12 protein-coding genes are annotated in these 14,643 nt (G+C 68.0%); 6 read left to right on the forward strand and 6 right to left on the reverse strand.

What is annotated here, in order from left to right; all coding sequences use genetic code 11:
- Window positions 1-215 precede the first annotated feature (215 nt).
- The 6 genes from tkt to NWF34_RS00140 are packed head-to-tail and all read left to right on the forward strand — an operon-like array spanning window position 216 to window position 7,080.
- Window positions 216-2,294 carry a transketolase gene (gene tkt, locus NWF34_RS00115; protein WP_258323966.1) on the forward strand — a complete coding sequence of 693 codons (2,079 nt, stop codon included), beginning with the start codon at window positions 216-218 and terminating at the stop codon, window positions 2,292-2,294.
- Window positions 2,295-2,342: 48 nt separating this feature from the next.
- On the forward strand, window positions 2,343-3,464 hold the full coding sequence (gene tal / locus NWF34_RS00120; RefSeq protein WP_258323967.1) for a transaldolase: 1,122 nt from the start codon (window positions 2,343-2,345) through the stop codon (window positions 3,462-3,464).
- A 7-nt stretch (window positions 3,465-3,471) separates the two neighbouring features.
- A complete protein-coding gene (gene zwf / locus NWF34_RS00125) occupies window positions 3,472-5,025 on the forward strand; it encodes a glucose-6-phosphate dehydrogenase (RefSeq protein ID WP_258323968.1) in 1,554 nt (517 codons plus the stop codon).
- A 34-nt stretch (window positions 5,026-5,059) separates the two neighbouring features.
- Window positions 5,060-5,992 carry a glucose-6-phosphate dehydrogenase assembly protein OpcA gene (locus tag NWF34_RS00130; protein ID WP_258323969.1) on the forward strand — a complete coding sequence of 311 codons (933 nt, stop codon included), beginning with the start codon at window positions 5,060-5,062 and terminating at the stop codon, window positions 5,990-5,992.
- Window positions 5,989-6,729 carry a 6-phosphogluconolactonase gene (gene pgl, locus NWF34_RS00135; RefSeq protein ID WP_258323970.1) on the forward strand — a complete coding sequence of 247 codons (741 nt, stop codon included), beginning with the start codon at window positions 5,989-5,991 and terminating at the stop codon, window positions 6,727-6,729. Before NWF34_RS00130 ends, pgl begins: the two co-directional genes overlap by 4 nt.
- A gap of 24 nt (window positions 6,730-6,753) precedes the next feature.
- Window positions 6,754-7,080 (forward strand): pyrimidine/purine nucleoside phosphorylase, encoded by a 327-nt coding sequence (locus NWF34_RS00140; protein ID WP_258323971.1) that lies wholly within the window; start codon window positions 6,754-6,756, stop codon window positions 7,078-7,080.
- Window positions 7,081-7,096: 16 nt separating this feature from the next.
- On the opposite strand, the gene ppc is transcribed toward NWF34_RS00140, so the two are convergent.
- The 6 genes from ppc to whiA form a co-directional block, all read right to left on the reverse strand.
- Window positions 7,097-9,937 carry a phosphoenolpyruvate carboxylase gene (gene ppc / locus NWF34_RS00145; RefSeq protein ID WP_258323972.1) on the reverse strand — a complete coding sequence of 947 codons (2,841 nt, stop codon included), beginning with the start codon at window positions 9,935-9,937 and terminating at the stop codon, window positions 7,097-7,099.
- A 98-nt stretch (window positions 9,938-10,035) separates the two neighbouring features.
- Window positions 10,036-10,269, reverse strand: coding sequence for a preprotein translocase subunit SecG (gene secG, locus NWF34_RS00150; protein ID WP_006357231.1), 234 nt, complete (start codon window positions 10,267-10,269; stop codon window positions 10,036-10,038).
- Window positions 10,270-10,379: 110 nt separating this feature from the next.
- A complete protein-coding gene (gene tpiA / locus NWF34_RS00155; RefSeq protein ID WP_006436275.1) occupies window positions 10,380-11,168 on the reverse strand; it encodes a triose-phosphate isomerase in 789 nt (262 codons plus the stop codon).
- A gap of 3 nt (window positions 11,169-11,171) precedes the next feature.
- Window positions 11,172-12,383 (reverse strand): phosphoglycerate kinase, encoded by a 1,212-nt coding sequence (locus NWF34_RS00160; protein ID WP_258323973.1) that lies wholly within the window; start codon window positions 12,381-12,383, stop codon window positions 11,172-11,174.
- 38 nt (window positions 12,384-12,421) lie between these two features.
- Window positions 12,422-13,441, reverse strand: coding sequence for a type I glyceraldehyde-3-phosphate dehydrogenase (gap, locus tag NWF34_RS00165; protein WP_258323974.1), 1,020 nt, complete (start codon window positions 13,439-13,441; stop codon window positions 12,422-12,424).
- A 178-nt stretch (window positions 13,442-13,619) separates the two neighbouring features.
- Window positions 13,620-14,597, reverse strand: a complete 978-nt coding sequence (gene whiA, locus NWF34_RS00170; RefSeq protein ID WP_174324723.1) for a DNA-binding protein WhiA — start codon at window positions 14,595-14,597, stop codon at window positions 13,620-13,622.
- Between the last annotated feature and the right edge of the window lie 46 nt (window positions 14,598-14,643).

Below are 14,643 nucleotides of genomic sequence, written 5' to 3' on the forward strand. Positions count from 1 at the left end.
CCTCGTCCGCCCGCACAGATCGCCGCGGGCTACTACAGAGCATGGTAGACGTTTGCCTTCGCGAACCGTAATCGCGTCGTGGCCGAGCCCGCGACCGGCGCCGATCGGCGAACCGGGCGGTAAGTTTCGGTCGGCGCGCAGGGCACCCTCGCGGCCGATTACTCTGGACCCGAACGCGCCGAAAACCCGAGCAGGCACAGGAGACAATCACCATCGTGGCCGACACAGATGAGATCCGCGCACTGACCACCCCTCGCCATCCGGACGACTGGAGCGACCTCGACACCCGGGCCGTCGACACGGCCCGCCTGCTGGCCGCCGATGCGGTGCAGAAGTGTGGCAGTGGTCATCCCGGCACCGCGATGAGCCTCGCCCCCCTGGCCTACACGCTCTTCCAGCGCGTCATGCGTCACGATCCCACCGACACCGACTGGGCCGGCCGCGACCGCTTCGTGCTCTCGTGCGGACATTCCAGCCTGACCCTCTACATCCAGCTGTACCTCGGTGGCTTCGGTCTCGAGCTCGAGGACATCGAGGCGCTGCGCACCTGGGATTCGCTGACCCCGGGTCACCCGGAGTTCCGCCACACCCGCGGCGTCGAGATCACCACCGGGCCGCTCGGTCAGGGTCTCGCCTCGTCGGTCGGCATGGCGATGGCCGCCCGCCGCGAGCGCGGCCTGTTCGACCCTGATGCCGCGGTCGGCGCGAGCCCGTTCGACCACTACATCTACGTGATCGCCTCCGACGGTGACATCGAGGAGGGCGTCACCTCCGAGGCGAGCTCACTCGCCGGCACCCAGCAGCTCGGCAACCTGATCGTGTTCTACGACCAGAACCAGATCTCGATCGAGGACGACACCGACATCGCCCTGTCCGAGGACGTCGCCAAGCGCTACGAGGCGTACGGCTGGCACGTCCAGACCGTCGAGGGCGGCGAGGACGTCGTGGCCATCGAGGCCGCGATCAAGGCCGCCCAGGAGGTCGTCGACCGTCCGTCGATCATCTGCCTGCGCACCATCATCGGCTACCCGGCGCCCAACATGATGAACACCGGCATGGCTCATGGCGCCGCACTCGGCGAGGACGAGGTCGCCGCCACCAAGAAGGTCCTCGGCTTCGACCCGGAGAAGAACTTCGAGGTCACCGACGAGGTCATCGCGCACACCCGCAAACTCGTCGACCGCGGCGCCGAGGAGCGCAAGGCCTGGACCGCATCGTTCGACGCGTGGGCCGAGAAGAACCCCGACGCCAAGGCACTGTTCGATCGCCTGACCGCCCATGAGCTCCCGGAGGGCTGGACCGAGCAGCTGCCGACCTGGAACGTCGGCGACAAGGACGTGGCCACGCGCAGCGCGTCGGGCAAGGTCCTCGGCGCCCTCGCGCCCGTCCTTCCCGAGCTGTGGGGCGGTTCCGCCGACCTCGCCGGCTCGAACAACACCACGATGGACGGCGAGCCCTCGTTCGGCCCGACGTCGATCAGCACCAAGAAGTGGTCGGCCAACCCGTATGGCCGCACCCTGCACTTCGGTGTCCGCGAGCACGCGATGGGTTCGATCCTGTCGGGCATCGCCCTGCACGGCCCGACCCGCGCCTACGGCGGCACCTTCCTGCAGTTCGCCGACTACATGCGTCCGGCCGTGCGCCTGGCCGCGCTGATGGAGATCGACCCGATCTACGTCTGGACCCACGACTCCATCGGTCTCGGCGAGGACGGCCCGACCCACCAGCCGATCGAGCACCTGGCCGCACTGCGCGCGATCCCGAACCTCGACGTCGTGCGTCCCGCCGATGCCAACGAGACCGCTCACGCATGGGCGCACCTGCTGACCCGGCGCAACCACCCGGTCGGTCTGGCGCTCACCCGCCAGAACGTCCCGATCCTGGAGGGCACCTCGGCGCAGGGCGTCGCCAACGGCGGCTACGTGCTCAGCGATTCCGAGGGCGACCCGCAGGTCGTGCTGATCGGCACCGGTTCCGAGGTGCACCTGGCGGTCGAGGCACAGAAGGCCTTGGCCGACAAGGGAATCAAGGCCCGCGTCGTGTCGATGCCGTGTGTCGAGTGGTTCGACGAGCAGCCCAAGGGGTACCGGGACCACGTGCTGCCTCCCTCGGTTCCGCGTGTCGCCGTCGAGGCCGGCATCGCGATGCCGTGGTACCGGATCGTCGGTGCCGGCGGCGAGATCGTCGGCATCGAGCACTTCGGCGCGTCGGCCGACTACAAGGTGCTCTTCACCAAGTTCGGGATCACCGCAGAGGCGGTCACCGCCGCCGCCGAACGAGTCGTCGCCGGCTGACCGGCCGCCCACGACACCGGCTCATCCACACTCATCAAGGAGAGAATCGTGACCCAGAACGAGAAGCTCGCCGAACTGTCCGCCGCCGGTGTCTCGGTGTGGCTGGACGACCTGTCCCGGGACCTGATCACCTCCGGTGATCTCGCCGAACTGATCTCGACCAAGTCGGTGGTCGGCGTGACCACCAACCCGTCGATCTTCCAGGCGGCACTGTCGAAGGGCACCGCCTACAACGCACAGGTCACCGAGCTGGCCGCCCGCGGCACCGATGTCGACGGCACCATCCGCACGGTGACCACCGATGACGTCCGCGACGCCTGCGACGTACTGGCCCCGGTGCACGAGGAGTCCGACGGCGTCGACGGCCGGGTGTCCATCGAGGTCGATCCCCGTCTGGCGCACGACACCGACGCCACGGTCGCCCAGGCCATCGAGCTGTGGAAGATCGTGGACCGCCCGAACCTGCTGATCAAGATCCCGGCCACCAAGGCCGGACTCCCGGCGATCACCCGGGTCATCGCCGAGGGCATCAGCGTCAACGTGACGCTGATCTTCTCGGTCGAGCGCTACAAGGAGGTCATGGACGCCTACCTCGACGGCCTCGACGCCGCCGCGGAAGCCGGCCACGACCTGTCGAACATCCACTCGGTGGCGTCGTTCTTCGTCTCCCGCGTCGACACCGAGATCGACAAGCGCCTCGACGCCATCGGCACCCCGGAGGCCACCGAGCTGAAGGGCAAGGCGGCGCTGGCCAACGCCCGTCTCGCCTACTCGGCCTACCAGCAGGTCTTCGAGGTCGAGTCGCGCTTCCCGGACCTCCTCGCCAAGGGCGCTCGCCCGCAGCGCGCGCTCTGGGCGTCGACCGGCGTGAAGAACCCGGACTACCCGGACACCCTGTACGTCAGCGAGCTCGTCGCGCCCAACACGGTCAACACCATGCCGGGCAAGACGATGGACGCCTTCGCCGACCACGGTTGGGTCAACACCGGCTCGATCATCGGTCTCGCGCAGGAGTCGCAGGAGGTCTTCGACAAGATCGCGGCGCTCGGCGTCGACACGGTCGATGTCTTCAAGGTCCTCGAGGAGGAGGGCGTGAGCAAGTTCGAGGACGCCTGGAACGACCTGCTCAACGCGACCGCCGAGCAGTTGTCCGCGGCGATCAAGGGCTGAGGCCGTCGTGGCCGCCGGTGAGGATTCAGTGGGACCCGGTTCTTGGACCAATCCGCTCCGTGACCCACAGGACAAACGGCTGCCCCGCATCGCGGGTCCGTGCAGTCTGATCATCTTCGGCGTCACCGGTGACCTGGCACGCAAGAAGTTGATGCCTGCGGTCTACGACCTCGCCAACCGCGGCCTGCTCCCCCCGTCGTTCGCTCTCGTCGGTTTCGCCCGACGCGACTGGACCGACGAGGACTTCGGGGCGATCGTGCACGACGCCGTGCGGGAACACGCCCGCACGGGCTTCCGCGAGGAGGTGTGGGAGCGCCTCGCGGAGGGTTTCCGCTTCGTGCAGGGCGATTTCGACGACGACGCCGCGTTCGACAACTTGTGCGACACCCTCAAGTCGCTCGACGACGAACGCGGCACGGACGGCAATCACGCGTTCTACCTGTCGATCCCGCCCAAGGCGTTCCCGACGGTGTGTGAACAGCTCGAGCGCAGCGGGCTGGCGACACCGGACGGCGACAGTTGGCGCCGCGTGGTCATCGAGAAGCCGTTCGGCCACGATCTCGAGTCGGCCCGCGAACTCAACGCCATCGTCAACAACGTCTTCCCGGAGTCGTCGGTGTTCCGCATCGACCACTACCTGGGCAAGGAGACGGTGCAGAACATCCTGGCGCTGCGCTTCGCCAACCAGCTGTTCGACCCGCTGTGGAGTTCGCACTACGTCGACCACGTCCAGATCACGATGGCCGAGGACATCGGCATCGGTGGGCGGGCCGGCTACTACGACGGCATCGGTGCCGCACGCGACGTCATCCAGAACCATCTGCTGCAGCTGATGGCCCTGGTGGCGATGGAGGAACCGATCTCCTTCGAGCCCAAGCAGTTACAGGCCGAGAAGATCAAGGTCCTGGCGGCCACTCGCAACGTCCTGCCGATCGATCAGAACACCGCCCGCGGCCAGTACGGTCCGGGCTGGCAGGGCAGCGAGAAGGTGGCCGGGCTCAAAGAGGAGGACGGCTTCGCCAAGGACTCCAAGACCGAGACCTTTGCCGCGATCGCCCTCGAGGTCGACTCCCGTCGCTGGGCGGGTGTGCCGTTCTACCTGCGGACCGGCAAGCGTCTCGGCCGGCGCGTCACCGAGATCGCGCTGGTCTTCAAGCGCGCCCCGCATCTGCCGTTCGACCAGACGATGACCGAGGAGCTCAGCCAGAACGCGCTGGTCATCCGGGTGCAGCCCGACGAGGGCATCACCCTGCGCTTCGGATCCAAGGTGCCGGGCTCCAGCATGGAGGTCCGCGACGTGAACATGGACTTCAGCTACGGCACCGCGTTCACCGAGGCGTCCCCGGAGGCATACGAGCGCCTCATCCTCGACGTCCTACTCGGCGTGCCGTCACTGTTCCCGGTCAACGAGGAAGTCGAATTGTCGTGGAAGATCCTCGATCCCGTGCTCGAACAGTGGGCCGCCGAGGACTCCCCCGACACCTACGAGTCGGGAACCTGGGGTCCGCCGTCGGCGGACGAGATGATGGCCCGCGTGGGACGCGCGTGGCGCCGGCCCTGATGTCCACCGCCCAGCCCCTCCAGGAGGATCCGCGATGATCGTCGAGCTGCCCGACACGGACACCCGAAGTGTCGCGAAGAGGATCATCGAGGTGCGGGCGGCCGGCGGCGCGCTCAGTCTCGGTCGCGTGCTCACCCTGGTCGTCTGCGTCGAACAGGGCGAACCGATGGAGGGCGCCATCGAGGCCGTCATCGGTGCCAGCCGCGAGCACCCCAGCCGCGTCATCGTCGTGTATCACGGTACCCGCGAAGGGAATTCGCGCCTCGACGCACAGATTCGCGTGGGCGGGGACGCCGGCGCGTCGGAAGTCGTGGTGCTGTCGCTGTACGGCGCGCTCGCCGACGAACCGGCGAGCGTCGTCACACCGTTCCTGTTGCCGGACACCCCCGTCGTCACGTGGTGGCCCGGCGAAGGCCCCGCACGCCCCGCGGACGATCCCCTCGGCAGGCTCGGTCACCGTCGCATCCTCGATGCCACGAAGGACGCCGATCCGGCCACGGTGCTCGCGCGCCGCCTCGAGACATACTCCCCCGGCGACACCGACATCGCGTGGTCGCGCATCACGCACTGGCGGGCCATCCTCGCCTCGGCGGTCGACCGTCCGCCGCATTCGCGCATCACCGCGGTGGACGTCACGGGCGCGCACGATTCCCCGGCGGTGGACCTCATCGCCGGGTGGTTGCATTCGGCGCTCGACGTACCCACGCGGCGCCGTCGCGGGAGTTTCGAGATCCGTCTTCACCGCGACGAGGGTCCGACGATCCTCGCCGTGGACGAGGGCAACAACGCGGTGCTGACGATGCCGGGCAAGCCCGACGGCCGAATCGCGATGGGCCACCGCGACCTACCCGTGTGCATCGCCGAGGAGCTCCGGCGCCTCGACACCGACGAGGTCTATGCCGTCGCCTTGCGGGGTGTCCCCGGGGTCGACTTCATCGACACGAACGAAGGAGTTCTCACACCATGACCGCTGTCGAGACGCTCGTCTTCGAGTCCAAGCCGGAACTCGTCGCCACCGCGGCCGCGCGCTTCGTCGACCTGGTGACCCGCGCACAGGCCGAACGCGGGGACGCGAGCATCGTGCTCACCGGCGGCAGCAACGGCATCGCGATCCTGTCGGCGCTCGCCGCCGACAGCGGCACCATCGACTGGTCGCGGGTCGACGTGTACTGGGGCGACGACCGTTTCGTGCCCGCCGACGACCCGGAACGCAACTCCGGTCAGGCGCGTGAGGCCCTGCTCGACAAGGTGCCGGTGGATCCGTCGCGGGTGTTCCCGATGGCCCCGTCCGACGGCCCGCTCGGCGACGACATCGAGGCTGCCGCAGCCGATTACGCGGCGATCCTGGCCGGACGGTCGTCGGACGGCGTGGCACCGCATTTCGATCTGCACCTGCTCGGCATGGGCGGCGAGGGCCACATCAACTCCCTCTTCCCGCACACCGCAGCCACCGCGGAGACCGAGAAATCGGTTGTCGCCGTGCAGGATTCCCCCAAGCCGCCGCCCCGTCGGATCACCCTGACCCTGCCGGTGGTCAATCGGTCCCGCAACGTGTGGTTCCTCGTCGCCGGCGGCGACAAGGCCGAAGCCGTCGCCGCCGCGCATCGCGGTGCCGACCCGGCCGACTGGCCGTGCGCCGGCGCCCGCGGCACCGACGAGACCATGTGGTTCCTCGACGAGGATGCCGCCTCCCAGATCACGTGATTTCATAGCTTCACGCTAGGCTCGGTGATCGTGACCGAGACCTCGACCTACGCGAACGTGACGCTCGACCCGCGCGCCAACGTCTACTTCGACGGCAAGTGCGTGAGCCACACGTTCCTCCTCGCCGACGGGACCCGCAAGTCGGCCGGCGTCATCTTGCCCGCGACGCTGAACTTCGGGACCGGGGCACCCGAGATCATGGAGTTGCACTCCGGCACCTGCCGAGTGCGTCTCGCCGGCAGCGAGGACTGGACTCCCTACGGCGCCGGCACCTCGTTCTCGGTGCCCGGCGATTCCTCGTTCGACATCGAGGTCACCGAGGCCGTCAGTTACGTCTGCCACTACGGCTGAGCACAGCTCCTCGAGGCTAACCGCTGTTGCGCAGCGCCGACGCGAGACCGTTCATGGTCAGCTGGATGCCGCGACGCAACAACGGGGTGTCCTCCCCCGCGCGGAACCGGCGCAGCAGCTCCACCTGGAGCAGATTGAGCGGCTCGAGGTACGGGAATCGGTTGTAGACCGAACGTTTGAGGGCCGCGTTGTCGTGCAGCAGATCATCGATGCCGGTGATCTTGGCGCACATGCCGATCGTGCGCTCGTGCTCGTCGACGATCATTCCGAACACCTGCTCGCGCAGCTCCTCGTCGGGTACGAGCTGTGCGTAGCGATGCGCCAGCCCCATGTCGGACTTCGCCAACACCTGCGCCATGTTGGACATGACGGTGCGGAAGAACGGCCACTTCTCGTAGTAGCGCTGCAGGGCCTCCAGGCGAGTCGGGTCGTCGGCCACCCACTCCTCGAACGCGGAACCGGTGCCGTACCAGCCCGGCAGCATCACCCGCGACTGCGTCCACGACAGCACCCATGGGATCGCGCGGAGATCGGTGATCTTCTCGGTCTGCTTACGAGACGCCGGACGACTGCCGATGTTGAGGGCACCGATCTCCGACAACGGCGTGGAGGTGGTGAAGTACTCGACGAACCCCGGTGTCTCGTGCACGAGACGGCTGTAGGCCGCACGTGCCCTGGCGGCGATGTCGTCCATGATCTCGTACGCCGACTCCGATTCGTCGCCGAGACCTTCGACGTCGAGCAGCGACGATTCGATGGTCGCGGCCAGCAGTGTCTCCAGGTTGCGGCGGGCGGTCACCGGCTCGGCGTACTTGGCGGCGATGATCTCGCCCTGCTCGGTGATGCGCAGCGACCCCTGCACCGCCCCGGGCGGCTGAGCGAGGATGGCGTCGTAGCTGGGGCCGCCGCCGCGGCCGACGGTTCCACCGCGACCGTGAAAGAGCCGCAACCGGATTCCCGACCGGGACGCCGCCTCCACGAGGTCGAGTTCGGCGCGGTAGAGCGCCCAGTTGGCGGCCATGTACCCGCCGTCCTTGTTGGAGTCGGAGTAACCGAGCATGATCTCCTGCATGCCGTTCTGGTACTCCACGAGCGCCCGGTAGAAGGGCACCTCGAGAACGGCGAGCAGGGTCGCAGCGCCCTGCTGCAGATCCTCGATCGTCTCGAACAGCGGTACGACCCGCACCGTGGAGCGCGGGTCGTTCTCGCCGGCGGCGCCGGGGTCGTAGAGGCCGGCCTCCTTGAGCAGGATGAGCGCTTCGAGCATGTCGCTCACCGAGGTGCACATGCTGATGATGTAGTTGGGCACCGCTTCCGGACCGAACGTCGCGACTGCCTTCGCGGCCGCCCGCACGATCGCGAGTTCCTTGGTCGCCAGCTCGCTCAGTTCCGCATCGGGACTGGTCAGCGGACGGCGCCGCTGCAGTTCGGCGGACAGGATCTCGACGCGTTCCGCCTCGTCGAGCGAGGCGTAGTCGCCGTGCACGCCTGCCCAGGCGAGGAGTTCGGCGACCACTTCCTCGTGCATGTCGGAGTTCTGCCGCATGTCGAGCCCGGACAGGTGGAAGCCGAACGTGCGCACCGATTCCCGGAGGGTGAGGAGCCGGTCGTCGGCGATGGAGGCGTCGTTGTTGACCCGCAGGGTCGCGTCGATGACGTCGAGGTCGACGAGCAACTCGGCGGCGTCGGAGTAGGGCGGTTTGCCGTCGCCGAGGAACAGATCGCTCGACGAGAGGAAGTCCTCGTCGAACATCTGGTTGGCGGTCGCCGCGAGGCGGGATCGGATGTGCCGCAACGCGAGCCGAAACGGCTCGTCGGCGCCGGGGTCCTCGGAGTCGGCACCGGCGAGTTCGAGCAGCGGTTCGGTTCCGGTGATCAGCCGCGCAGACATGCTTAGTTCCTGGGCGAGGTTCTCGAGTTCGGCGAGGTGGTGTCCCACCGCGGTCTCGGCGGCCAGGGTGGCCGCCAGGGTGACCACCTCGGCGGTCACGAACGGGTTCCCGTCGCGGTCGCCGCCGATCCAGGACCCCATGCGGATCATCGGCTCGTCGGCGAGACCCGCGCCGGGGTAGGCCGACCGCAGGGCGGCGCGCACGGAGGTGTTGATGGCCGGCACCACGTCGAAGAACGAGGCGTCGTAATAGCGCAGCCCCGAACGGATCTCGTCCTGGATGGTGAGTCGTTCGAGGCGGATGAGCGCGGTCTGCCACAGCGTGAGGATCTGACGCCGGATCGCCTCGGTGACCTCGGCGTCCTCGTCGGGGGTCAGTTCGGTACGGCCGCGGAAGCGCATCAGCTCGGTGATCCGGTTCTGCGCCTCGAACACCGTGCGGCGCCGGGTCTCGGTGGGATGGGCGGTGATGACCGGCACGACGTTGGCGTCGGCGAGTGCCTTGCCGACCTCCTCGTCGCCGAGTCCGGCGTCGGCGAGCTGCCGGTAGGTCGCGGCCAGGCTGGACCTCTGCGGCGGGTCACCGGCTCGCACGTGGATGGCACGGCGACGTTCGCGGTGGATGTCCTCGGCCAGGTTGGCCAACAACGCGAAGTGACTGAAGGCGCGGATGACCGGAACCGCGGTGGACACGTCGAGGTCGGTGAACATCTCCGCGAGTTCGTTGCGGTCGATCTCGTTGCGGCGCACGCCGAAAGCGGCCACACGAGCTGATTCGACGAGATCGAAGACGTCGGTGCCGGAATGTTCGGCGACGACCTCGCCGAGGATGCCGCCGAGCAGACGGATGTCCTCACGCAAGGGTTCGGTGAGTGCACGGCCCTCGTCGTCGACGACGATGTGGTCGACGATCGACATGGACGGACGAGATGCCGGGGCTCCCCGGGAGGGGGCGGTTTCACTCATGCGACCAAGTATCCCGAGATCGGGGCCATCCGGCATCCCGGGGAAAGCATCGGGCGACGCGTATCACGCGTCGCCCGAGGTCCGAAGCAGAAACCAGCTCAGGAGAGTTTGATGTCGACGCCCACGCCGACGATGAAGATCACCCAGATGAGGCCGACGAAGATGGTCAGCCGGTCGAGGTTGCGTTCGACGACGCTCGAACCCGACAGGCTGGACTGGACACCGCCGCCGAACAGCGACGACAGACCGCCACCCTTGCCGCGGTGCAGCAGGACGAGCACGATCAGCAGCACGCTGGTCACGATCAATCCGATGTCGAGTGCACCTTGCACAGTCACGAGTCGAAACGCCCTTCCGTAAACACCTGGAGATACAGCTGTAGCAGGTGGTGCCGACGTGAGCCGACACCAACCTGCCACAGTGTACGCGTGGGTGTGACCCGTCAGGGCAAGGGGCCACCCGCGGCGATCGCCGACAGCGTCGCGAACTCGTCCGACTTCAGCGACGCGCCGCCGACGAGAGCACCGTCGACGTCGGTCTGGCCGACGATGTCGCCGACGTTCTTGGCATTCACCGAGCCGCCGTAGAGGATGCGGACCGAGGCCGCGGTCTGCTCGTCGGCGATCTCCGCGAGGGTCTCGCGGATCGCCTTGCAGACCTCCTGGGCGTCGGCGGCGCCGGCCACCCGGCCGGTGCCGATGGCCCAGACCGGCTCGTAGGCGATGACGGTCTTGGCGATCTCGGCGGCCGACAGGCCGGCGAGAGAGCCCTTGAGCTGTGCCACGTTGTACGCGACGTGCTCACCCGCCTCGCGGATCTCGAGCCCCTCGCCGATGCAGACGATCGGGGTGAGATCGTGCTTGAGCGCGGCCTTGGTCTTGGCCAGCACGATCTCGTCGGTCTCACCGTGCAGGGTCCGACGCTCCGAGTGGCCGACGACGACGAACGTGCAGCCGAGCTTCGCGAGGAAGGCACCGCTGATCTCGCCGGTGTAGGCACCCGAGTCGTGCTGCGACAGGTCCTGCGCACCGTAGGTGAGCAGGAGCTTGTCGCCGTCGACGACGGTCTGCACGCTGCGGATGTCGGTGAACGGCGGGATCACCGTCACGTCGACCTTGTCGAAGTACTTCGCGGGCAACGCGAAGGCGATCTTCTGAACCAGCGCGATGGCCTCGAGGTGGTTGAGGTTCATCTTCCAGTTGCCCGCGATGAGCGGTTTACGAGTTGCCATGGTTCAGCTCTCCAGCACCTTCAGTCCGGGGAGTTCCTTGCCCTCGAGGTACTCCAGCGATGCGCCACCTCCGGTGGAGATGTGCGAGAAGTCGGAGTCGGGCAGACCCAGGGTCCGCACCGCGGCGGCCGAGTCGCCGCCACCGACCACGGTGAACGCGCCGTTGCCGGTCGCACCGGCGATGGCCTCCGCGACCCCGCGGGTGCCGTCCGAGAACTTCTCGAACTCGAACACACCGGACGGACCGTTCCAGAAAACGGTCTGGGCACCCGAGAGGACCGCGGCGAATCGCTTCACCGACTCCGGTCCGATGTCGAGACCCATCCAGCCGTCGGGGATGGCGTCGGCGGCCACCGTCTGCGCCTGGGCGTCGGCGGCGAACTTGTCGGCCACCACCACGTCGACGGGCAGGTGGATGACGTCGCCGAAACGCTCGAGCAGGCTCTTGCAGACGTCGATCTGGTCCTCCTGCAGCAGCGAGGTACCCACCGGATGGCCCTGTGCGGCCAGGAAGGTGAACGCCATGCCGCCGCCGATGACCAGCGTGTCGACCTTGGGAGCCAACGCCTCGATGACCCCGAGCTTGTCGGAGACCTTCGAGCCGCCGAGGACGACCGCGTAGGGGCGGGTCACCTCGTCGGTGAGCTTCGACAGGACCTCGACCTCGGCCGCCACCAGCTCTCCCGCGTAGTGCGGGAGGAGCTTGGCGACGTCGTAGACCGAGGCCTGCTTGCGGTGGACCACTCCGAAGCCGTCCGACACGAACGCGCCGTCCTCGCCGACCAGTTCGACGAGGGCCTCGGCGAGCTTCTCGCGTTCGGCGTCGTCCTTGGAGGTCTCCCGCGGATCGAAGCGGATGTTCTCCAGGAGCAGGACGTCGCCGTCGGTGAGACCCTCCGCGCGGGCGAGCGCGTCGGTTCCGACCACGTCACCGGCGAGCTGCACGTTGCGGCCGAGTTCCTCGCCGAGGCGCGCCGCGACAGGCGCGAGCGAGAACTTCGGGTCGGGCTCGCCCTTCGGACGACCCAGGTGCGCGGTGATGATCACCTTGGCACCGGCGTCGATGAGCGCGTTGAGGGTGGGCAGGGAGGCGAGGATGCGGCCGGGATCGGTGATCGTCGACCCGTCGAGCGGGACGTTGAAATCCGAGCGGACCAGCACTCCCCGACCCGAAACACCCTCTTCCAGAAGGTTCTTCAGAGTGGGAACACCCATGAGGCGTTGACTCCTCTTTCCGTTGTACGACGAGTGGACTAGAGCGAGTTGCCGACGAGACCGATGAGGTCGACGAGGCGGTTCGAGTAGCCCCACTCGTTGTCGTACCAGGACACGACCTTGGCCTGATCGTCGATGACCTTGGTCAGGCCGGCGTCGAACAGCGAGCTGTGCGGGTCGGTGACGATGTCGGAGGAGACGATCGGGGCGTCGTAGTACTTCAGGATGCCCTTCAGCGGGCCCTCGGCAGCGGCCTTGAGCGCGGCGTTGATCTCATCGGCGGTGGCCGTCTTGGCCAGCTGCGCGGTGAGGTCGGTGACCGAGCCGGTGGGGATCGGCACACGCAGGGCGTAGCCGTCGAGCTTGCCCTTCAGCTCCGGCAGCACCAGGCCGATGGCCTTGGCGGCACCGGTCGAGGTGGGCACGATGTTGATGGCGGCGGCGCGGGCGCGACGCAGATCCTTGTGCGGACCGTCCTGCAGGTTCTGGTCCTGGGTGTAGGCGTGGATCGTGGTCATGAGGCCCTTGACGATGCCGAACTCGTCGTTGAGGACCTTGGCCAGCGGGCCGAGGCAGTTCGTGGTGCACGAGGCGTTCGAGATGATGTTCTGGCTGCCGTCGTACTTGTCGTCGTTGACGCCCATGACGATGGTGATGTCCTCATCCGACGCGGGGGCCGAGATGATGACCTTCTTGGCGCCGGCGTCCAGGTGACCCTGGGCCTTGGCGCGTGCAGTGAAGATGCCGGTCGACTCGACGACGACGTCGACACCCAGGTCGCCCCACGGGATCGCGGCGGGGCCTTCCTTGACCTCGAGCGCCTTGATCTTCTTGTCGCCCACCACGATGGTGTCGTCGCCCTCGAGGCTGACGTCTTCGGGCAGACGACCGAGGATCGAGTCGAACTTCAGCAGGTGTGCGAGAGTCGCGTTGTCGGTGAGATCGTTGACCGCGACGATCTCGATGTCAGTGGTGCCCAAAGCCTTTTGCGCTTCGACGGCACGGAAAAAGTTGCGGCCGATCCGGCCGAATCCGTTGACGCCTACCCGAACAGTCACAGTTGTGCTCCTTAGCGGTATTCATGGTCAGGCCTGTGGGTCAAGCCCTGCTGGCCGCGCCGTGAGCGGTCACCGATGGCACACGAGTGATCCCCGGTCCGCACACGTCGACCTCAGCCTAGTAGGAGGGGTTCGGTCCGGCACACCGCAGGTCCGCCTGTCGGCTTTCCCGCTCCGCTCAGGCTTCGTCGAGGAGCTCCGAGGTGACCGCCGCCTCGGTATCCGGGATGCCGTCCTGGCGCGCCTTCTTGTCGGCCATCGACAGCAGACGGCGGATGCGTCCGGCGACGGCGTCCTTGGTCATCGGCGGGTCGGCGAGCTGGCCGAGTTCCTCGAGAGAGGCCTGCCGGTGGGTGATGCGCAGCTGGCCCGCCGCCACGAGGTGATCGGGCACCTCGTCGCCGAGGATCTCCAGAGCGCGTTCGACGCGAGCGGCCGCGGCCACCGCCGCGCGGGCCGAACGTCGGAGGTTGGCGTCGTCGAAGTTGGCGAGGCGGTTGGCGGTCGCACGCACCTCGCGGCGCATGCGGCGTTCCTCCCACACCAGGCGTGTGTCGTGGGCACCCATCCGCGTGAGCAGCGCGCCGATCGCCTCGCCGTCGCGGATCACGACACGGTCGGCGCCGCGGACCTCGCGGGCCTTCGCGGTGACGCCGAGCCGGCGGGCTGCGCCGACGAGCGCGAGCGCGGCCTCGGGTCCGGGGCAGCTGACCTCCAGCGCCGACGAACGCCCGGGCTCGGTCAGCGATCCATGGGCGAGAAATGCTCCGCGCCAAGCGGCTTCGGCATCCGCGACGCTACCGCCGACGACCTGGGCCGGAAGGCCGCGCACCGGGCGGCCACGCAGGTCGAGCAGGCCGGTCTGCCGGGCGAGGCCCTCGCCGTCCTTGGTGATGCGCACGATGTAGCGCGCCGACTTGCGCAGCCCGCCGCCGCGCAGGACGTGAACGTCCGAGCCGTAGCCGAAGAGGTCGTGGATCTCGCGTCGCAGGCGCCGCGCGACATTGCCCATGTCGACCTCGGCCTCCACCACGACGCGGCCCGCCACGATGTGCAGACCGCCGGCGAAACGCAGCAGCGCCGACACCTCGGCTCTCCGGCAACTCACCTGAGTCACCGACAGGCGACTCAGCTCGTCTTTCACCGCCGCCGTCATCGCCACCGGTCCCTGTCCTCCTGTCAACAGCCCACACGTCCCTCGA

This window comes from Gordonia sp. GONU, assembly GCF_024733855.1.
GTDB lineage: Bacteria > Actinomycetota > Actinomycetes > Mycobacteriales > Mycobacteriaceae > Gordonia > Gordonia amicalis.